The 19,653-nt window shown below is 72.7% G+C and carries 16 protein-coding genes; 13 read left to right on the top strand and 3 right to left on the bottom strand.

Going from position 1 to position 19,653, the window contains the following annotated elements:
* Positions 1 to 115 precede the first annotated feature (115 nt).
* From ACFY3J_RS17325 to ACFY3J_RS17290, 8 genes are all read left to right on the top strand, one after another.
* Entirely contained in the window at positions 116 to 796 is a 681-nt protein-coding gene (locus ACFY3J_RS17325; RefSeq protein WP_390841142.1) for a two-component system response regulator, read from the top strand.
* Between the two features lie 176 nt (positions 797 to 972).
* Positions 973 to 3,726, top strand: a complete 2,754-nt coding sequence (locus ACFY3J_RS17320; RefSeq protein WP_390841141.1) for a DNA translocase FtsK — start codon at positions 973 to 975, stop codon at positions 3,724 to 3,726.
* A 278-nt stretch (positions 3,727 to 4,004) separates the two neighbouring features.
* Positions 4,005 to 4,847, top strand: a complete 843-nt coding sequence (locus ACFY3J_RS17315; protein WP_384184449.1) for a helix-turn-helix domain-containing protein — start codon at positions 4,005 to 4,007, stop codon at positions 4,845 to 4,847.
* Between the two features lie 116 nt (positions 4,848 to 4,963).
* Positions 4,964 to 6,436, top strand: coding sequence for a 30S ribosomal protein S12 methylthiotransferase RimO (gene rimO, locus ACFY3J_RS17310; RefSeq protein ID WP_390841140.1), 1,473 nt, complete (start codon positions 4,964 to 4,966; stop codon positions 6,434 to 6,436).
* Positions 6,433 to 7,272, top strand: coding sequence for a CDP-diacylglycerol--glycerol-3-phosphate 3-phosphatidyltransferase (gene pgsA, locus ACFY3J_RS17305; RefSeq protein WP_384184443.1), 840 nt, complete (start codon positions 6,433 to 6,435; stop codon positions 7,270 to 7,272). The genes rimO and pgsA overlap by 4 nt, the downstream gene beginning before the upstream one ends.
* On the top strand, positions 7,269 to 7,814 hold the full coding sequence (locus tag ACFY3J_RS17300; RefSeq protein ID WP_390841139.1) for a CinA family protein: 546 nt from the start codon (positions 7,269 to 7,271) through the stop codon (positions 7,812 to 7,814). Before pgsA ends, ACFY3J_RS17300 begins: the two co-directional genes overlap by 4 nt.
* Before the next feature lie 109 nt (positions 7,815 to 7,923).
* The gene (locus ACFY3J_RS17295) at positions 7,924 to 8,301 is read left to right on the top strand and encodes a helix-turn-helix domain-containing protein (RefSeq protein WP_225075959.1); all 378 of its coding nucleotides are present in this window, start codon (positions 7,924 to 7,926) and stop codon (positions 8,299 to 8,301) included.
* Positions 8,302 to 8,512: 211 nt separating this feature from the next.
* Positions 8,513 to 8,911 (top strand): hypothetical protein, encoded by a 399-nt coding sequence (locus ACFY3J_RS17290; RefSeq protein WP_390841138.1) that lies wholly within the window; start codon positions 8,513 to 8,515, stop codon positions 8,909 to 8,911.
* 33 nt (positions 8,912 to 8,944) lie between these two features.
* Here ACFY3J_RS17290 and ACFY3J_RS17285 read toward each other — a convergent pair whose 3' ends face one another.
* Positions 8,945 to 9,790, bottom strand: coding sequence for an Fpg/Nei family DNA glycosylase (locus ACFY3J_RS17285; protein ID WP_384184434.1), 846 nt, complete (start codon positions 9,788 to 9,790; stop codon positions 8,945 to 8,947).
* Positions 9,791 to 9,861: 71 nt separating this feature from the next.
* Positions 9,862 to 14,802, bottom strand: a complete 4,941-nt coding sequence (locus ACFY3J_RS17280; RefSeq protein ID WP_390841137.1) for an ATP-dependent helicase — start codon at positions 14,800 to 14,802, stop codon at positions 9,862 to 9,864.
* Between the two features lie 113 nt (positions 14,803 to 14,915).
* Between ACFY3J_RS17280 and ACFY3J_RS17275 the strand changes: the two genes are divergently transcribed.
* The 3 genes from ACFY3J_RS17275 to ACFY3J_RS17265 are packed head-to-tail and all read left to right on the top strand — an operon-like array spanning position 14,916 to position 16,833.
* Positions 14,916 to 15,881: an AraC family transcriptional regulator gene (locus ACFY3J_RS17275; protein ID WP_384184428.1), complete on the top strand. Its 966-nt coding sequence runs from the start codon at positions 14,916 to 14,918 to the stop codon at positions 15,879 to 15,881.
* Positions 15,782 to 16,528, top strand: a complete 747-nt coding sequence (locus tag ACFY3J_RS17270; RefSeq protein WP_384184425.1) for an AzlC family ABC transporter permease — start codon at positions 15,782 to 15,784, stop codon at positions 16,526 to 16,528. The genes ACFY3J_RS17275 and ACFY3J_RS17270 overlap by 100 nt, the downstream gene beginning before the upstream one ends.
* Positions 16,525 to 16,833 carry an AzlD domain-containing protein gene (locus ACFY3J_RS17265; RefSeq protein WP_141357715.1) on the top strand — a complete coding sequence of 103 codons (309 nt, stop codon included), beginning with the start codon at positions 16,525 to 16,527 and terminating at the stop codon, positions 16,831 to 16,833. Before ACFY3J_RS17270 ends, ACFY3J_RS17265 begins: the two co-directional genes overlap by 4 nt.
* A gap of 24 nt (positions 16,834 to 16,857) precedes the next feature.
* Here the strand turns inward: ACFY3J_RS17265 and ACFY3J_RS17260 are convergent, their stop codons facing one another.
* A complete protein-coding gene (locus ACFY3J_RS17260) occupies positions 16,858 to 17,811 on the bottom strand; it encodes a hypothetical protein (protein WP_384184421.1) in 954 nt (317 codons plus the stop codon).
* An 80-nt stretch (positions 17,812 to 17,891) separates the two neighbouring features.
* Between ACFY3J_RS17260 and ACFY3J_RS17255 the strand changes: the two genes are divergently transcribed.
* Complete coding sequence (locus tag ACFY3J_RS17255; protein WP_384184418.1) at positions 17,892 to 18,086, top strand: DUF3046 domain-containing protein; 195 nt, start codon at positions 17,892 to 17,894, stop codon at positions 18,084 to 18,086.
* Between the two features lie 60 nt (positions 18,087 to 18,146).
* Positions 18,147 to 19,373, top strand: a complete 1,227-nt coding sequence (locus ACFY3J_RS17250; RefSeq protein WP_384184415.1) for an AI-2E family transporter — start codon at positions 18,147 to 18,149, stop codon at positions 19,371 to 19,373.
* Positions 19,374 to 19,653 lie beyond the last annotated feature (280 nt).

The following is a 19,653-nucleotide window of genomic DNA, read 5'->3' as shown; positions in this document are numbered from 1 at the left end:
GACCGGCACAAGGACGGGCGGCGCAAGGGAGCCGTCCCCTGGGGCGGCACCCGCCGGTGCCTCCCCGGTTCCTGCGGACAGGGGCGGCCCCAAGCCGGGGCGAGGAGGGCGGGCCATGGTGCAGAAGGCCAAGATCCTCCTGGTCGATGACCGGCCGGAGAATCTGCTGGCGCTGGAGGCCATCCTCTCTGCGCTCGATCAGACGCTGGTGCGGGCATCGTCCGGGGAGGAAGCGCTCAAAGCGCTGCTCACGGACGACTTCGCGGTCATTCTGCTGGACGTCCAGATGCCGGGCATGGACGGCTTCGAGACGGCCGCGCACATCAAGCGGCGGGAGAGGACCCGGGACATCCCGATCATCTTCCTCACCGCGATCAACCACGGCCCCCACCACACCTTCCGCGGCTACGCGGCGGGCGCGGTGGACTACATCTCCAAGCCGTTCGACCCGTGGGTGCTGCGCGCGAAGGTCTCGGTCTTCGTGGACCTGTACATGAAGAACTGCCAGCTGAAGGAGCAGGCGGCCCTGCTGCGGCTGCAGTTGGAGGGCGGCGGCAAAGGCGCGATGGGCGACGGCAAGGAGTCGGTCGGTCTGCTCGCCGAACTCTCCGCCCGCCTCGCGGCCGTCGAGGAGCAGGCGGAGGCCCTGTCCAAGCAGTTGGACGACGAGTCCGCCGACGCGGCGGCGGTGGCCACGGCGGCCCATCTGGAGCGCAAGCTGACGGGTCTGCGGCGCGCCCTGGACGCGCTGGAGCCGGGCACGGGGAGTGCATCCTCGGTGCCTTCGCAGGGCTGAGTCCGAATCCGGGGCGCGGGCCCGGCCCACTCGGCGAGCGGCGGGATCGGGCCATGCTCCCCGTGATGTAGAGCTCTTGAGGGCGTGTCAGCCCGGCTCCTCTCCGGACCCGACACGAACGGGTGAAGCAACGGGCGCACGTGTCCACTGTCGTCTCCACCGGTAACCTCACACCCATGGCCTCACGTCCCTCCGCAGCCAAGAAGCAGCCCGCGAAGAAGGCCGCCGCTTCCGGGGCGGCTCCGGCGAAGAAGGCCGCCGCGAAGAAGTCCCCCGCCAGGAAGGCGCCCGCCAAAAAGGCCGCGGGCAAACCCGCGGCCCGGCCGGCGCCCAGTCCGACGGGGGGCGTGTACCGGGTCGTGCGCGCCCTCTGGCTCGGACTCGCGCACGCCGTCGGCGCCGTCTTCCGCGGAGTGGGGCAGGGCGCCAAGAACCTCCACCCCGCGCACCGCAAGGACGGCATCGCCCTGCTGCTGCTCGCCGTCACCCTGATCGTCGCCGCCGGCACCTGGGCCGATCTGCGGGGGCCCGTCGGCGACCTGGTCGAGATCCTGGTGACCGGTGCCTTCGGCCGGTTGGACCTGCTGGTGCCGATCCTGATCGCGGTCATCGCCGTCCGCCTCATCCGGCATCCCGAGAAGCCCGAGGCCAACGGCCGGATCGTCATCGGGCTGTCCGCCCTGGTGATCGGCGTGCTGGGGCAGGTCCACCTCGCCTGCGGCTCGCCCGCCCGCAGCGACGGCATGCAGGCGATAAGGGACGCCGGCGGGCTCATCGGCTGGGGCGCGGCGACCCCGCTGACCTTTGCCGTGGGCGTGGTCCTCGCCGTACCGCTGCTCGTGCTGCTCACGGTGTTCGGCCTGCTGGTCGTCACCGCGACCCCGGTCAACGCGATCCCGCAGCGGCTGCGGCTGCTCGGGGTGCGGCTCGGCATCGTGCACGACCCGGAGTCCGACGAGTACGGCGACGACGACGCGCGCTACGAGGAGCAGTGGCGCGAGGCGCTGCCCGCGCGCTCCCGCAAGCGGTCGAGCGCCCCCCAGGACTACGATCCCGACACCGAGGAGCAGGAGGCCCTTTCCAAGCGGCGCTCCCGTCCCCGTCGCTCGGCGGTGCCGCAGCCGGACATGGAACGGCGGATGGACGCCGTGGACGTCGCCGCCGCTGCCGCCGCCGCGCTCGACGGCGCGGTGCTGCACGGCATGCCGCCCTCGCCGATCGTCGCGGACCTCACCCAGGGCGTCGGCGTGGGCGACCGCGGGGAGAGCACCACCCCGACGCCCGTGCCCGCCGCACGCCCCGGCCAGGACGGCCGGACCGGGCGGTCCGAACAGGACCCGCCCGCCCCGCGTCCCGCCGACCAGAAGCAGTCCGGGGTCCCCGACCTCACGAAGACCCCGCCGCCTCAGCCCCGCGACCTGCCGGCGCGCGCCGAGCAGCTCCAGCTCTCCGGCGACATCACCTACTCCCTGCCCTCCCTCGACCTGCTCGAGCGGGGCGGTCCGGGCAAGGCGCGCAGCGCGGCCAACGACGCCATCGTCGACTCGCTCACCAACGTCTTCACCGAGTTCAAGGTCGACGCCCGGGTCACCGGGTTCACCCGCGGCCCGACGGTCACGCGCTACGAGGTCGAACTCGGGCCCGCCGTGAAGGTCGAGCGGATCACCGCGCTGACCAAGAACATCGCGTACGCCGTCGCCAGCCCGGACGTGCGGATCATCAGCCCGATCCCCGGCAAGTCCGCGGTCGGCATCGAGATCCCCAACACCGACCGGGAGATGGTGAACCTCGGGGACGTGCTGCGCCTCGCGGCCGCCGCCGAGGACGACCACCCGATGCTCGTCGCGCTCGGCAAGGACGTCGAGGGCGGCTACGTGATGGCCAACATCGCGAAGATGCCGCACATCCTCGTCGCCGGCGCCACCGGCTCCGGCAAGTCCTCCTGCATCAACTGCCTGATCACGTCGATCATGATGCGCGCGACCCCGGAGGACGTGCGCATGGTCCTCGTCGACCCCAAGCGCGTCGAACTGACCGCGTACGAGGGCATTCCGCACCTGATCACGCCGATCATCACCAACCCCAAGCGGGCCGCCGAGGCCCTGCAGTGGGTCGTGCGCGAGATGGATCTGCGCTACGACGACCTGGCGGCGTACGGGTTCCGGCACATCGACGACTTCAACGAGGCCGTGCGCAACGGCAAGGTCAAGGCGCCGGAGGGCAGCGAACGGGAGCTGAGGCCGTACCCGTACCTGCTGGTGATCGTGGACGAGCTCGCCGACCTGATGATGGTCGCGCCGCGCGACGTGGAGGACGCGATCGTCCGCATCACCCAGCTCGCGCGCGCCGCCGGCATCCATCTGGTGCTCGCCACCCAGCGCCCCTCGGTCGACGTGGTCACCGGTCTGATCAAGGCGAACGTGCCCTCGCGGCTCGCGTTCGCCACCTCCTCGCTGGCCGACTCGCGCGTCATCCTCGACCAGCCGGGTGCGGAGAAGCTGATCGGCAAGGGCGACGGGCTGTTCCTGCCGATGGGCGCGAGCAAGCCGACCCGACTTCAGGGCGCGTTCGTGACCGAGGCGGAGGTCCAGGAGGTCGTCCAGCACTGCAAGGACCAGATGGCGCCGGTCTTCCGGGACGACGTCGTCGTCGGCACCAAGCAGAAGAAGGAGATCGACGAGGACATCGGCGACGACCTCGACCTGCTGTGCCAGGCGGCCGAGCTGGTCGTCTCCACGCAGTTCGGCTCGACGTCCATGCTCCAGCGCAAGCTGCGCGTCGGCTTCGCCAAGGCGGGGCGGCTCATGGATCTCATGGAGTCCCGCGGCGTCGTCGGACCCAGCGAGGGATCCAAGGCGCGTGACGTTCTTGTGAAGCCCGACGACCTGGACGGCGTGCTGGCCGTGATTCGTGGGGAGTCTGAGGGGTAGCAGGAAAACGCCGTCCGGCGGATGTGCTCGCCGCGGGTGGACGCGTGGACCGTGATCCACCCGTTAGCGAGCGACGGGCAACCGTTTCGCCTGGGCGTACGTCAAGTTGAGCGAGAGGACCGGTGCGGGTCCCGCCCTGGGCGCCACATCTGTCCCACCATCGGATTGTCCGGCCATTCCGATGGCGTACAAAGTCCACCGCCGGGTCGCTTCACCCTTTGGCACATCTCTAGACTGAACCTCCAGCACAGGCGGCTACACGCTCGAAAGGCGCCCCCGTGTCCATCGGCAACTCCCCTGAAGACGAGCGTCCCTTCGAAGACGTTTCCGAGGAAGCCCGCCCCTCCGTCGGCCGTGCCCTGAAGCAGGCGCGGATGGCCGCCGGGCTGACCGTCGACGACGTCAGCAGCGCCACCCGGGTCCGCGTCGCCATCGTGCACGCCATCGAGGCCGACGACTTCGCGCCCTGCGGCGGCGACGTCTACGCCCGCGGCCACATCCGGAACCTGGCGAAGGCCGTGCGCCTCGACCCGGCCCCGCTGATCGCGCGCTTCGACGCCGAGCACGGCGGCCGCCCCGCCCCGACCCCGGCCGCCCCCCTGTTCGAGGCGGAACGCATCCGCCCGGAACGGCGCGGGCCCAACTGGACCGCGGCCATGGTCGCGGCGATCGTCGTCGTGATCGGCTTCGTCGGCTTCACGGCCGTCAAGGGCGGCGGCGACGACACCGGCGCCAAGGGGCAGATCGGCGAGGGCGCCACGCCCACGGCCGGCACCTCGGACTCGCCCACGCCGAAGAGCAGCAAGCCCGCCGACCCGGCACCGGCGCCGTCCGACAGCGCCATCGCGGCCGCGCCGCAGGACAAGGTGACCGTGCAGGTCAGCGCCGACAACGGGCGCAGTTGGATCTCGGCCAAGGACCACAACGGCCGGATGCTCTTCGACGGGCTCCTGCAGAAGGGCGAGTCCAAGACCTTCCAGGACAGCTCCAAGATCAACCTGATCCTCGGCGACGCCGGCGCGATCCAGCTGTACGTCAACGGCAAGAAGATCGAGGACCAGTTCCAGCCGGGCGCCGTGGAACGCCTCACGTACACCAAGGGCGACCCGCAGGTCGGGTAGCGGCGGACGGGCGGCCCGTACACAAAGGGCCGATCAGACAGGCGAGTACGGGGTTGGCCAAGATCGGCCAACCCCGTCGACTTGGGCGGTCAGAGAGACAAAGTAGTCTTGAGCCCATGCCTGAACGCCGTACCGTCGCACTCGTCACTCTCGGCTGCGCCCGTAACGAGGTGGACTCGGAGGAGCTCGCAGGCCGTTTGGAGGCGGACGGCTGGCAGCTCGTGGAGGACGCCGCGGAAGCGGACGTCGCCGTGGTCAACACCTGTGGCTTCGTGGAGGCCGCCAAGAAGGACTCCGTCGACGCCCTCCTCGAGGCCAACGACCTCAAGGACCACGGTAGAACGCAGGCGGTGGTTGCGGTCGGCTGCATGGCCGAGCGGTACGGCAAGGAACTCGCCGAGGCCCTCCCGGAGGCCGACGGTGTGCTCGGCTTCGACGACTACGCGGACATCTCCGACCGCCTCCAGACGATCCTGAGCGGCGGCATCCACGCCGCGCACACTCCGCGCGACCGCCGCAAGCTCCTGCCGATCAGCCCGGCCGAGCGGCAGGACGCCGGCACGGAGGTGGCCATTCCGGGGCACGGCCCCGCGGACCTCCCGGAGGGTGTCGCCCCGGCCTCCGGCCCGCGCGCCCCGCTGCGCCGCCGCCTGGACGGCGCCCCGGTCGCCTCGGTCAAGCTCGCCTCCGGCTGCGACCGGCGCTGCTCCTTCTGCGCCATTCCGTCCTTCCGCGGCTCGTTCATCTCCCGCCGCCCGAGCGATGTGCTGAACGAGACGCGGTGGCTGGCCGAGCAGGGCGTCAAGGAGATCATGCTGGTCTCCGAGAACAACACCTCCTACGGCAAGGACCTCGGCGACATCCGCCTCCTGGAGTCCCTGCTGCCCGAGCTCGCCGAGGTCGAGGGCGTCGAGCGGGTGCGGGTGAGCTACCTCCAGCCGGCCGAGATGCGTCCCGGGCTGATCGACGTCCTGACCTCCACCCCGAAGGTCGTCCCCTACTTCGACCTGTCGTTCCAGCACTCCGCGCCCGGCGTGCTGCGCGCCATGCGCCGCTTCGGCGACACCGACCGCTTCCTGGAACTGCTCGACACCATCCGCTCCAAGGCCCCCGAGGCCGGCGTGCGGTCCAACTTCATCGTCGGCTTCCCCGGCGAGAGCGAAGCCGACCTGGCCGAGCTCGAGCGGTTCCTGAACGGTGCGCGGCTGGACGCCATCGGCGTCTTCGGCTACTCCGACGAGGAGGGCACGGAGGCGGCGACGTACGACGGCAAGCTCGACGAGGACGTCGTCGCCGATCGGCTGGCGCGTGTCTCCCGGCTGGCCGAGGAACTCGTCTCCCAGCGGGCCGAGGAGCGCGTCGGTCAGACGGTGCGCGTGCTGGTCGAGTCCGTGGACGTCGAGGAAGGGGTCCGCGGCCGGGCGGCGCACCAGGCACCGGAGACGGACGGCCAGGTGCTGCTCGTCGGCGGCGAGGGCCTGGACGTCGGTCGTATGGTCGAGGCGAAGGTGGTCGGCACGGAAGGTGTCGACCTGGTGGCCGAGCCGCTGGCGGGCGCGTTCGCGTGGAGCGAGGAGGCGGGCAGATGACGGGAGTCCCGGCATCCGCCGCGGGCGGCTCCTCGGGCGCGCAGGGAAGGGCCGCGGGGGCGGCCTCGCGTCGCGCCGGTGCCGACGGGGCTTCGGGCGCTTCGCGCGCCTCCCAGGTTTCCCGCCCTGCCGCTTCCGCCACTCCGGCCGGTTCCGGTGCGACGGGTGCGGCGAGTGCGGCCGGTGAGACCACGCAGGGTGCCGGCAAGGCACCGCGGGGCGGGAAGATCGCGGCAGCCGCCGTGAACCAGGCGAGTGTGTGGAACGTCGCCAATCTGCTGACCATGCTCCGGCTGCTGCTCGTGCCCTGCTTCGTGGCCCTGATGCTGGCCGAGGGCGGGTACGACCCGGCGTGGCGGTCGCTGGCCTGGGCGGCCTTCGCCATCGCCATGATCACCGACCTGTTCGACGGCCATCTGGCGCGGACGTACAACCTCGTCACCGACTTCGGGAAGATCGCCGATCCCATAGCCGACAAGGCGATCATGGGGGCGGCGCTGATCTGCCTCTCGGGGCTCGGCGATCTGCCCTGGTGGGTGACCGGGGTGATCCTCGGCCGGGAACTGGGGATCACGCTCCTGCGCTTCCTGGTCATCCGGTACGGCGTCATCCCCGCGAGCCGCGGCGGCAAGCTGAAGACGCTCACGCAGGGCGTGGCCGTCGGAATGTACGTACTGGCGCTGACGGGCTGGCTGGCCACGTTGAGGTTCTGGGTGATGGCCGCGGCGGTCGTGCTGACCGTGGTCACGGGCCTCGACTATGTGAGACAGGCCATCGTGCTGCGCAGGCGGGGAATCGCCGAGCAGCGTGCCGCGTTGGAGGAGTCGCAAGCGTGAGTTCGCCGGCCGTCGACGTAGTGACACTACTCACGGTGAGGGGCGAGACGGTCGCCGTGGCCGAGTCGCTGACCGGTGGCCTGGTCGCGGCGGAGATCACCGCGGTGCCGGGGGCGTCAAAGGTGTTCCGGGGCTCGGTCACCGCCTACGCCACCGACCTCAAGCACCGGCTCCTCGGCGTCGACGCCACCCTGCTGGCCGAGCGGGGAGCGGTGGATCCGCAGGTCGCGGCCCAGATGGCGGCCGGGGTGCGGAAAGCCCTGGAAGCCGACTGGGGCATCGCGACCACCGGAGTCGCCGGCCCCGACCCCCAGGACGGGCAGCCGGTCGGGACGGTCTTCGTGGCCGTGGCCGGGCCGCGCGGGACGGAAACCGGCGCCGAACGTGGCGGGAAAACGGCCGCGCTGCGGTTGAACGGCGACCGGGCGGAAATTCGTATGGAGAGCGTACGGAGCGTGCTCGCACTGCTTTTGGAGCAGATCGCGGGCGAACAGACCGGAAATGAGCGGGCACAGGATACGGAACGGAACGGGGGGTTTTGATGTTTGCAGCCCTGAGTGAACACGACATCGCTCCCCGCACGGCCGCGGCGCAAGGCGGTACGGTGGGGCGTGAAGGATGCGGCTACGCGGTCCGAGGAGGGAGCCACCGATGATTCTGCTCCGTCGCCTGCTGGGTGACGTGCTGCGTCGGCAGCGCCAGCGCCAGGGCCGTACTCTGCGCGAAGTCTCCTCGTCCGCCCGAGTCTCGCTCGGCTATCTATCCGAGGTGGAGCGGGGGCAGAAGGAGGCTTCCTCCGAGCTGCTCGCCGCCATCTGCGACGCGCTGGACGTACGGATGTCCGAGCTCATGCGGGAAGTGAGCGACGAGCTCGCCCTCGCCGAGCTGGCCCGGTCTGCTGCGGCCACCGAGCCCGTGCCCACGCCGGTTCGCCCGATGCTGGGTTCCGTGTCGGTGACCGGTGTGCCACCGGAACGGGTGACCATCAAGGCGCCTGCCGCCGAGGCGGTGGACGTGGTCGCCGCGTGACCTGTCGCACGCGCGCGTGAACCCACGCACACGTGAGTGAGGCCCCGGCCGGGGCTTCTCCGGGGAGACCTGGAGGGGTGCGGCCGGGGCCTTCACCTTGTCCGGGGGTTTACGGCGGGTTTCGCCGCGCCCGTTTGCCGGTGCCGGGCGGTGCCGCCATCGTGGAGGCCAGTGCGGCGGTCCGGCGTCGGCTGGAGGTGTGGTGGGTGCGATGGCGGGGCCGATAGTGCGCTGGGGGGCCGCTCTGGGGCTCGGCGCGGTGTGGTGGTGGGCGGTGCTGCGGCTGCTGCTGTCGGGCGAGGCGGGGGTGCTGGAGGGGGCCGTCGCGGCCGGGGGATGGGGTCTGAGCCTGCTGCCCGTGCACTGCGTGCCCAAGGAGGCCCGCAAGGAGGGGCCGACGCAAGAACCGGACGTGGGGCCGGAGATGAAGGGGGACAAGGGGCTTGAGACGCCGGCGCTCGCGGACGGCGGTGGGGCGCCGTATCCCGCCTCCGGCGGGTGGCCGTACGGCGTCTTCGGTGGGCCGCAGTCCGCCGACGGGGGATGGCCGTTCGGCACCGCTACGGCATCGCCGCCTCACCGTTCGGACGAGGAATCCGGGACGTCGTGAAGGACGGGACGGTCAAGCGGCGGTGCGGTGATGTCAGCCGGTGGTGCGGGGATAGCGGTCCCGCCACTTCTGCGCGGTGCCCGGAGGTGGTGCGGGGCCTGCCTGGCAGCTCGGACACCAGTACGTGGGCCGCTCCTGGGAGCCGTCGCCCTGATCGGCCACCCGGACGGAGGTGCCGCAGCGCAGACAGGGGCGGGGTGCCCGGCCGTACACGAACAGGTCCTGGCCCCGCAGGCCGGTGGTCCGGCGGACGACGCGGTCGCGGTTGGCCTCCAGGAGCTTCTTGGCCAGGGCGGGCAGCTGCGCGGCGCGGTCGGCGGGCAGGGCGCCGACCGGCAGCCACGGGGTCACGCCGAGCAGGAAGCACAGCTCGCTCTTGTAGACGTTGCCGATGCCGGCGAGATTGCGCTGGTCGAGCAGGGCCTCGCCGAGCGGGCGGCCCGGGTCGGCCAGGAGGTTGGCCAGGGCCAGGTCGGGGTTCCAGCCGGGGCCGAGGAGGTCCGGGCCGAGGTGGGCGACGGTGCGGTCCTCCTCCGAGGTGCGCAGCAGCTCCAGGACCTGGAGGCGGTAGCCGACGGCCGCGCGGTCGGCGGTGCCGAGGACGGCGCGGATCTGGTGGCCGGGTCCGCCCTTCCAGCGCTCGCCGGTGCCGTACACCTTCCAGGCGCCCTCCATCAGCAGGTGCGAGTGCAGCGTGAGGCCGCCCTCGAAACGGGTGAGCAGGTGCTTGCCGCGGGAGACGGTGTCCAGGACGGTCCGGCCGGTGAGGTCGACCGTGGCGTACTTCGGCACCCGGAAGTCGCTGCGGGTCAGCACCTTGCCCGCGAGGGCCTCGCGCAACCGCCTCGCGGTCTGCCAGACCGTGTCGCCTTCGGGCATGGGTCAAGGGTGACACGTGCGGGTGGGCGACACGTGCGGGTGCGCGTGTGGGTGGTTCCCGCTGTCCTGGATCAGGCGCGCAGGCGCAGTCCGCGCGGGTTCGCTATGAACCCCGCTCCCTCCAGGAGGGCGCCGAGGGGGGAGGTCAGGGCCGAGGCGCCGTTGACCCGCTCCACCGTCACCGTGCCCAGCGAGCCCGCGCGGGCGGCCGCGGCGAGCGCCTCGGCGGCCGCACGCAGGCGCGGGTCGTCACCGGCCGCGCCGTCAGGGTCGGCCGGCCAGGCCAGCAGCGTCTTGCCGCCGCGCTCCATGTACAGCGCCAGTTCGCCGTCGACGAGCACCACCAGGGAGCCGGCCTTGCGGCCCGGCTTGTGTCCCGCACCGGTCGGCGGCTCGGGCCAGGAGAGGGCGGCGCCGTAGGCGTTCGCGGGGTCGGCGGCGGCGAGGACGACCCCTCGGGGTCCGGTGTCGGCGGTACGGGCACGGCGGTCGCCGAAGCCGTTGCCGTACGGGAAGGCCTGCCCGCCGCCCCTCGGGCCTCCGTGAGCCGGTGAGGCGAGGTCCCTTGGCGAGACGTAGTCACCGGGGGCCGGGCGGCCGGAGTCCAGCCAGTCGACGTCGCCGCCGAAGTCGCCGCCGAGGTCACCGTCGAAGTCAGGGCTGAGTTCGGCGGCGGGGAAGCCGGAGTCGATACCACTGTCGAAGCCACCGGGGGCCCGGGAGCCGTCGGGACCACCGTTCCCGGAGACCGCGCCGGGCAGGCCCTCGCCCCGCTCACGGGCGTTCGCCACAGCGCGCAGCCGGTCCACCGCGCCGTCCATCGCGAACTGCGCGGCACCCAGGCCCTCCACCACATAGCCCCGCCGGGCCTGGCCGTTGTCCTCGAAGGCGGACAGGACCCGGTACACCGCCGAGAAGCCGCCCTCGACACCCTCCGCCCCCACCGCGCCCCGCGTGACCACGCCGTGCCGGTCGAGGAGCGTACGGGCCAGGGCGTGGGCACGCACGGTGGGGTCGGGGTCGTGAACCGGCAGCAGCGACCAGCGGCCGGCGACGGTCGGCGGGCCGCTGCGGGACGCGGTGCGGGCGGCGGCCGTCAGAGATCCGTAACGCCCGCGCGGAACCGCGCGCTTGGCCCGGTGCGCGGTGGAACCCGCGGTGCGGCCCGAGCCCAGCAGGGAGCGCATCGGGGCGAGCGTGTCGTTGGTGAGCCGTCCGGACCACGCCAGGTCCCACAGCGCGTCGGCCAGTTGGGGATCCGTGGCCTCGGGGTGGGTGGTCGCGCGGACCTGGTCGGCGATCTGACGGAAGAACAGGCCGTATCCGCCGGAGAGGGCGTCCAGGACCGACTGGTGGAGCGCGGTCGGCTCCAGTGGGTGCGGGGGCGGCAGGAGCAGCGGGGCCGTGTCCGCCAGGTACAGGGAGACCCAGCCGTCCTTTCCGGGCAGCGCGCCCGCGCCCGCCCACACCACCTCGCCGGCCGCGGTGAGTTCGTCCAGCATCGACGGGGTGTAGTTCGCCACGCGGGACGGCAGGACCAGCTTCTCCAGCGCGGAGGCGGGCACGGACGCGCCCTGCAACTGCTCGACCGCGCGCACCAGTCCGTCGATGCCGCGCAGTCCGTGCCCCTTGCCGATGTGCTGCCACTGGGGCAGGAACTGCGCGAGCGCGGCCGGCGGCACCGGCTCCAGCTCGTGCCGCAGCGCGGCCAGCGAACGCCGGCGCAGCCGACGCAGCACGGTCGCGTCGCACCATTCCTGGCCGATGCCCGCAGGATGGAACTCACCCTGTACGACACGGCCGCCCGCGGCGAGCCGCTGGAGCGCGCCCTCGGTGACCGCGACGCCCAGTCCGAAGCGGGCCGCGGCCGCCGCCGACGTGAACGGGCCGTGGGTGCGGGCGTAGCGCGCCAGGAGGTCGCCCAACGGGTCCTTCACCGGCTCGGTGAACGCCTCCGGGACGCCCACCGGCAGCGCGGTGCCGAGCGCGTCGCGCAGCCGTCCCGCGTCCTCGATCGCGGCCCAGTGGTCGGCTCCGGCGATCCGGACCCGGCTGGCCCGGCGCGCCCCGGCCAGCTCCCGCGCCCAGCCGGGCTCGGCGCCCCGCTCGGCCAGCTCGGCCTCCGAGAGCGGACCGAGCAGCCGCAGTACGTCGGCGACGCCTTCGACGTCCTTGACACGGCGGTCCTCGGTCAGCCATTGAAGCTCGCGCTCCAGCTCCACCAGCACCTCGGCGTCGAGCAGTTCGCGCAGCTCCGCCTGGCCCAGCAGCTCGGACAGCAGCCGCGAGTCCAGCGACAACGCGGCGGCGCGGCGCTCGGCGAGCGGCGAGTCCCCCTCGTAAAGGAACTGGGCGACGTACCCGAACAGCAGCGAACGCGCGAACGGGGACGGCTCCGGGGTGGTGACCTCGACCAGGCGCACCTTGCGGGACTCGACGTCGCCCATCAGCTCGACCAGTCCCGGGACGTCGAAGACGTCCTGGAGGCATTCGCGGACCGCCTCCAGCACGATCGGGAACGAGCCGAACTCGCTCGCCACCTGGAGCAGTTGGGCGGCGCGCTGGCGCTGCTGCCACAACGGGGTGCGCCTGCCCGGGTTGCGGCGCGGCAGCAGCAGCGCGCGGGCGGCGCACTCGCGGAAGCGGGAGGCGAACAGGGCCGAGCCGCCGACCTGGTCGGTGACGGTCTGGTCGACCTCGCCCTTGTCGAAGGTGACGTCCGCGGCCCCGACGGGCGCCTGCTCCGCGTCGTACTCCAGGCCGGCCTTCACCGGCTCCTGGTCGAGCAGGTCCAGGCCCATCAGATCGGCGTCGGGCAGGCGCAGCACGATGCCGTCGTCGGCGTGCATGACCTGCGCGTCCATGCCGTACCGCTCGGACAGACGGGCGCCGAGCGCCAGCGCCCAGGGGGCGTGCACCTGGGCGCCGAAGGGGGAGTGCACCACGACCCGCCAGTCGCCCAGTTCGTCACGGAAGCGCTCCACGACGATCGTCCGGTCGTCAGGGACGTGTCCGCAGGCGGCGCGCTGCTCCTCCAGGTACGACAGGACGTTGTCCGCGGCCCACGCGTCGAGGCCGGCGGCCAGCAGTCGCAGCCGCGCGTCCTCCTCCGGCAGGGAGCCGACCTCGCGCAGGAAGGCGCCCACCGCGCGGCCCAGTTCCAGCGGGCGGCCCAGCTGGTCGCCCTTCCAGAACGGCAGCCGGCCCGGCACGCCCGGCGCGGGCGAGACCAGGACCCGGTCGCGCGTGATGTCCTCGATGCGCCAGGAGCTCGTGCCGAGCGTGAAGACGTCGCCGACCCGGGACTCGTAGACCATCTCCTCGTCCAGCTCGCCGACCCGGCCGCCGCCCTTCTTGGGGTCCGAGCCGGCGAGGAACACCCCGAACAGGCCGCGGTCGGGGATCGTGCCCCCGGAGGTGACGGCGAGGCGCTGCGCGCCGGGGCGGCCGGTGATCGTGCCCGCGACGCGGTCCCACACCACGCGCGGGCGCAGCTCCGCGAACGCGTCGGACGGGTAGCGGCCGGCGAGCATGTCCAGGACGGCGGTGAACGCCGACTCCGGCAGTGAGGCGAACGGCGCCGCCCGGCGGACCAGGGCGAGCAGGTCGTCCAGCTGCCAGGTGTCCATCGCCGTCATCGCCACCAGCTGCTGGGCGAGGACGTCCAGTGGGTTGGCGGGCACCTTGAGAGACTCGATGGCGCCTGAGCGCATCCGCTCGGTGACCACCGCGGCCTGGACCAGGTCGCCGCGGTACTTCGGGAAGACCACGCCGGTGGAGACCGCGCCGACCTGGTGTCCCGCGCGGCCGACCCGTTGCAGTCCGGAGGCCACGGACGGCGGGGACTCGACCTGGACGACGAGGTCGACGGCGCCCATGTCGATGCCCAGCTCCAGGCTGGAGGTGGCGACCACCGCGGGGAGCCGGCCCGCCTTGAGGTCCTCCTCGACCAGGGCGCGCTGCTCCTTGGAGACCGAGCCGTGGTGCGCGCGGGCGATGACCGGCGGCGCGCCGTGCGCCGCGCCGGAGCCGCCCATCAGCTCGGCGGGGGAGTGGTGTTCGTCCAGGGACTCGCCCGTCGCCCGCTCGTAGGCGATCTCGTTGAGCCGGTTGCACAGGCGCTCGGCGAGCCGGCGGGAGTTGGCGAACACGATCGTCGAGCGGTGTGCCTGAACCAGGTCGGTGATCCGCTCCTCGACATGCGGCCAGATCGAGGGCCGCTCCGCCCCGTCGCCACCGTCGGCGACCGGGGAACCGCCCAGCTCGCCCAGGTCCTCGACGGGGACGACCACCGACAGGTCGAACTCCTTGCCGGACTCCGGCTGGACGATCTCCACCTTCCGGCGGGGCGACAGATAGCGGGCGATCTCGTCGACCGGGCGGACCGTCGCGGACAGGCCGATGCGGCGGGCGGGCTTCGGCAGCAGCTCGTCCAGGCGCTCCAGGGACAGCGCGAGGTGCGCGCCGCGCTTGGTGCCGGCCACCGCGTGCACCTCGTCCAGGATCACCGTCTCCACGCCGGTCAGAGCGTCCCGCGTGGCCGAGGTCAGCATCAGGAACAGCGACTCGGGCGTGGTGATCAGGATGTCCGGCGGCCGGGTGGACAGGGCGCGGCGCTCGGCCGCCGGGGTGTCGCCGGAGCGGATGCCGACCTTCACCTCCGGCTCGGGCAGACCGCGGCGGACGGACTCCTGGCGGATACCGGTCAGCGGGCTGCGCAGGTTGCGCTCCACGTCCACGGCGAGGGCCTTGAGCGGGGAGACGTACAGCACCCGGCAGCGCTTCTTCGGATCGGCCGGGGGCGGGGTGGAGGCGAGCTGGTCGAGCGCGGCGAGGAAGGCGGCGAGAGTCTTGCCGGAGCCGGTCGGGGCGACCACCAGCACGTCCGAGCCCTCGCCGATGGCCTGCCACGCCCCCGCCTGGGCGGCGGTGGGCGCGGAGAACGCCCCCGTGAACCAGCCGCGGGTCGCGGGGGAGAAGCCGTCGAGGGCCCGGTGTGCGTCGCTGACCATGTGTCCATCGTGCACCCGGCCACTGACAACGCCCCCCGACCTGGGCGTGCCCGGGGCCGCCCTGGGCGGCCCCCACGCCGGTGGAGCCGCGCCGACGACGGAGAATCGGGGGTATGGCGGCAGCGGGTGAGGAGCGGGCGCGGCACTGGCAGTACGAGGAACTGCCCGGTGTCGATCTGCTGCGGGCCCGCTACGTCCGCAAGGAGTTCGTGCGGCACACCCACGAGCACTTCGTGATCGCCGCCATCGTCGAGGGCGTGGAGGTGTTCCACCACGGGGGGTCCGACCAGTACGCGGGCCCGGGGACGCTGGCGCTGGTCAATCCCGACACACCGCACACCGGGCGTGCGGCGGTGCCCGAGGGGTGGCGGTACGGCGCGGTGTATCCGTCGCCGGAGCTGGTCGCCGAGATCGCCGGGGAGACGACGGGCATTCGCGGGACGCCGGGCTTCGTCCGTCCCGTGCTCGACGATCCGTACGCCGTCGGGCTGGTGCACCAGGTGCTGCGGGCAGCGGACGAGGGGAACGCGCTGGCCGCCGACACCCTGCTGCGGGTCGCCGTGACGCGGTTGCTGCGGCTCAACGGAGGGGCGCTGCCGCAGCGGGAGATACGGACGGCGGGGGCGCGGACCGCGGCACGCGCGCGTGCCGTCCTGGAGGAGCGGATGGCCGAGCCGCCGAGCCTGGAGAGACTGGCGGCCGACCTGGGCAGCAGCCCGTTCGCGCTGTTGCGGGCCTTCCGCAACGCCTACGGAATGCCGCCGCACACCTGGCTGACCGACGCCCGGGTGCGCCGGGCCAGGCGGTTGCTGGACGCGGGCACCGCGCCCTCCCAGGCCGCCGTCGTCGTCGGCTTCACCGACCAGTCGCATCTGAGCCGGCACTTCTCCCGGATCGTGGGCGTGCCCCCGGGGGCCTACCAGCGCGAGCGCAAGAACGTACAAGACGCCAGGTCCCGGCTCTTCCTACCCTCGACGCCGTGGCAGAACAGACAGCTCTCGCAGACATACGCGCCGACGACGGAGGAAAGCCCGACGCCGCCGTCGTACGGGACGCCCTGGGGGTCGGGGTCGCCGTAGGACTGTCCGGGTTCGCCTTCGGGGTGACCTCGGCGGGCAGCGGGCTCACGCTCTGGCAGACGTGCGCGCTCAGCCTGCTGGTGTTCACCGGGGCCTCCCAGTTCGCGCTGGTGGGGGCGCTGGCTGCCGGAGGCAACCCGTTCACGGCGGCCGCGGGCGCCTTCTTCCTGGGCGTGCGCAACGCCTTCTACGGGCTGCGCCTGTCGCAGCTGCTGGCCCTCCCGCGCGCGGTGCGGCCGTTCGCGGCCCAATGGGTCATCGACGAGACCACGGCGGTGACGCTCGCCCAGCCCACGCGGCGCAGCGCGCGGATCGGCTTCACCGTCACCGGGGTCACCCTCTACGTCCTGTGGAACCTCACCACGCTGCTGGGCGCGCTGGGCGCCGAGGCCCTCGGCGACACCGACGCCTGGGGTCTGGACGCGGCCGGGCCGGCCGTGTTCCTGGCGCTGCTGGCGCCGATGCTGAAGACCGCCACCGAGCGGGCCGTCGCCGCTCTGGCCGTACTGCTCGGGCTCGGTCTGCTGCCCGTGCTGCCGGCCGGGGTGCCGGTCCTGGCGGCCGCGTTCGCCGCGCCGGCCGTGCTGTACCTGCGGGGCCGTCGCGGCAGCCGTGCCCGTGACGACGTACGAGAGGGAGATCGTTGAACATCTGGATCGCGGTGGCAGTGACCGCTGTCGGCTGCTATGCCGTCAAGCTGGCCGGGCTGCTCGTCCCCGCGGGTGCCCTGGAACGGCCGCTGGTGAAGCGGCTCGCCGCGCTGCTGCCCGTCGCCCTGCTGGCCGCGCTCACCGCCCAGCAGACGTTCGCCGACGGGCACACGCTCGTGCTGGACGCGCGGGCGGCCGGGCTCGCGGCCGCCGCCGTGGCGCTGCTGCTGCGGGCGCCGTTCCTGGTGGTGGTCGGGGCGGCCGTGGTGGTGACGGCCGGGGTGCGGGCCCTGACGGGGTGAGCCGGGGCGCGTACCGGCGGCGGTTCAGCCGATGGGCCGGCCGTAGGCCCTGAGGGTGCGCAGCGCCTCGATCGTGACCATGGGGCGTGCCTCCAGCGCGGTGCCCGGAGCCCACTGGTGCCACGTGACCGGCCAGCCGCCGTCCTCCTCCTGACGGTCGGCCAGGTGGTCCAGGGAGCGCTTCATCTCCTCGTCCGTGAACCACGCGCGCGCGAGGGAGCCGGGTGTCCGCGCGTAGTCGTGTGGGAAGTGGTGCTCCCCGGGGGCGTAGCCCGGTGCGACCGGGTAGGCCTCCGGCCGCTCCGGGTCCAGTAGGGCCAGGCGCCGGTCGCGCACCAGACGGCCGAGCCGGTCGGCGGCCGCACGCGCGCGTGTGCGGTCGGGTGCCGAGTCCAGGAAGGTGACGGCCGCCTCGATCTCGTACGGATGGGAGGTCGCCAGGGACTCGACCCGCTGCCAGCAGAAGTCGGTGGCCCGGAACAGCCAGGCGTGCCACACCTCGTTGTGGTGCAGCAGGCCCACCACCGGTCCGGTGGCCAGGAGGTCGCTCGGCGGGTCGTCCACGATCGGCACGAAGGGGGCCGCCGGATAGCCGCGCTGACCGGGATGGACCGCGGGCAGCGCGCCGTCGGAGGTGGAGACGGAGGTCAGATAGCGGCACACGCGCTCCACCCGCTGTCCGCCGCAGCGGCCGAGGGTGTCCAGCACACGCAGCGCGTGCGCGGTGTGCAGCGGCTGGCTGACGGGGCCGCGCAGATCGGGCTCCAGCGCGTGACCGTACCCGCCGTCCTCGTTGCGGTAGGCGTCCAGCGCGGTCTCCACCGGATCCGCGCCGCCGTTCAGGAAGTGGTACGCGAAAAGCCGCTGCTCCAGCACGCGCGCGGTGAGCCACACGAAGTGCTCGGCGCGGAACAGCGGGGAGGACGCCGGGGGCGGCGGAGGAGAAGGGGGAGAAGGGGGAGCTCCGGTCTCGGCCATGCGTCAGACCGTAGGGCGGAAAGCGGTCTCCCCAGGTGGCCCCGGAACGAGGTCACCCGCAGGGGCGGGATACTGGGATCATGCGGTTGACGGTCTTCTGGGAGCGGATGGCGGAGCACTTCGGCACGGGGTACGCCGACACCTTCGCGCGCGACCACGTGATGTCGGAGCTCGGCGGGCGCACGGTGCACGAGGCGCTGGCGGCCGGCTGGAACGCGAAGGACGTGTGGCGCGTGGTGTGCCAGGTCATGAACGTCCCGCGGGAGAGGCACTGACCGGACCCGAGGATCACGGGCCGGTGCCGGGCCGCCGGCGGCGTCGGCGAGACTTGCACCGTGGCACCCACTGACGAGACCGGGCAGACGACCCCGCACGCATCCCCGTTCGCTACGACGCCGCCTCCCCGGTCTCCGGTACCGGCCGAGGGCGCAGCCGGGCCGGGCGCCCGCATGCCCCGCTGGCTGCCGCGGGCCATGGTGCTCGCGATCGGCCTCGTCGCCGCCTTCCAGCTCGGCAGCTGGGCCTTCCACCAGCTGACCGGCCTGCTCCTCAACGTCCTCATCGCGTTCTTCCTGGCCCTCGCCATCGAGCCCGCGGTCAGCCGCATGGCCTCCCGCGGGATGCGGCGGGGGCTCGCGACCTTCCTGGTCTTCCTCGGTCTGACGATCGCGTCGGCGGGCTTCGTGACGCTGCTCGGCTCGATGCTCGCCGGGCAGATCATCAAGATGGTCGAGGGCTTCCCGGAGTACCTCGACTCCGTCATCAACTGGGTCAACACCACGTTCCACACCGAGCTCAGACGGGTGGACGTGCAGGAGGGACTGCTCCACTCCGACTGGTTGCGCAAGTACGCGCAGAACAGCGCCGCGGGCGTGCTCGACGTGTCCGCCCAGGTGCTCGGAGGCCTGTTCCGGCTGCTGACGATCGCGCTGTTCTCGTTCTACTTCGCCGCCGACGGTCCGCGGCTGCGCCGCACCATCTGCTCCCTGCTGCCGCCCGCCCGCCAGGCGGAGGTGCTGCGCGCGTGGGAGATAGCGGTCGACAAGACCGGCGGCTATCTGTACTCGCGCGGCCTGATGGCACTCGTCTCGGGGATCGCCCACTACGTCCTGCTCCAGGCCCTGGGAGTGCCGTACGCGCTCGTGCTCGGTGTCTGGGTGGGTCTGGTCTCGCAGTTCATCCCGACCATAGGGACCTATCTCGCGGGCGCCCTGCCGATGCTGATCGCCTTCACGGTCGACCCCTGGTACGCGCTGTGGGTGCTGGTCTTCGTGGTGGTCTACCAGCAGTTCGAGAACTACATGCTGCAACCCAAGCTGACCGCGAGGACCGTGGACATCCACCCCGCGGTCGCCTTCGGCTCGGTCATCGCGGGCACCGCCCTGCTCGGCGCCGTGGGCGCGCTGATCGCCATTCCCGCGGTCGCCACCCTCCAGGCCTTCCTGGGCGCCTATGTGACGAGGTACGCCGTCACGGACGACCCCCGCGTACACGGCCACCGCGGACGCGGCCCGGTGCCGGGCCTGCTCGCCCGCGCGCGCCGGCTGTGGCGCGCCCGGTAGGGCGTGCTCGGTAGGGCGTGCTCGGTAGGGCGTGCTCGGCAGGGCGTGCTCGGCAGGGCGTACTCGGCAGGACGTGCTCGGCAGGACGTGCTCGGCAGGGCGCCGCCGGGTGCGCTTGACACGAAAATCGAACATCCATTCTCATGGAAGCTCCGGCGAGGCTCAACGGAAGGGATTTCGCCCCGGTTCGGGGGGAGAAGTGCCTGAGTTATCCACAGGCCGGACGTGCGTCGGGGCGCATTGTCAGTGGCAGGCGTTAGCGTCTTTGACGTGAAGCGAT

Source organism: Streptomyces sp. NPDC001231 (genome assembly GCF_042896885.1).
Taxonomy (GTDB): Bacteria; Actinomycetota; Actinomycetes; order Streptomycetales; family Streptomycetaceae; genus Streptomyces.
The sequence above is the reverse complement of the archived record's forward strand: the minus strand, read 5'-3'. Positions and strand labels throughout refer to the sequence as shown.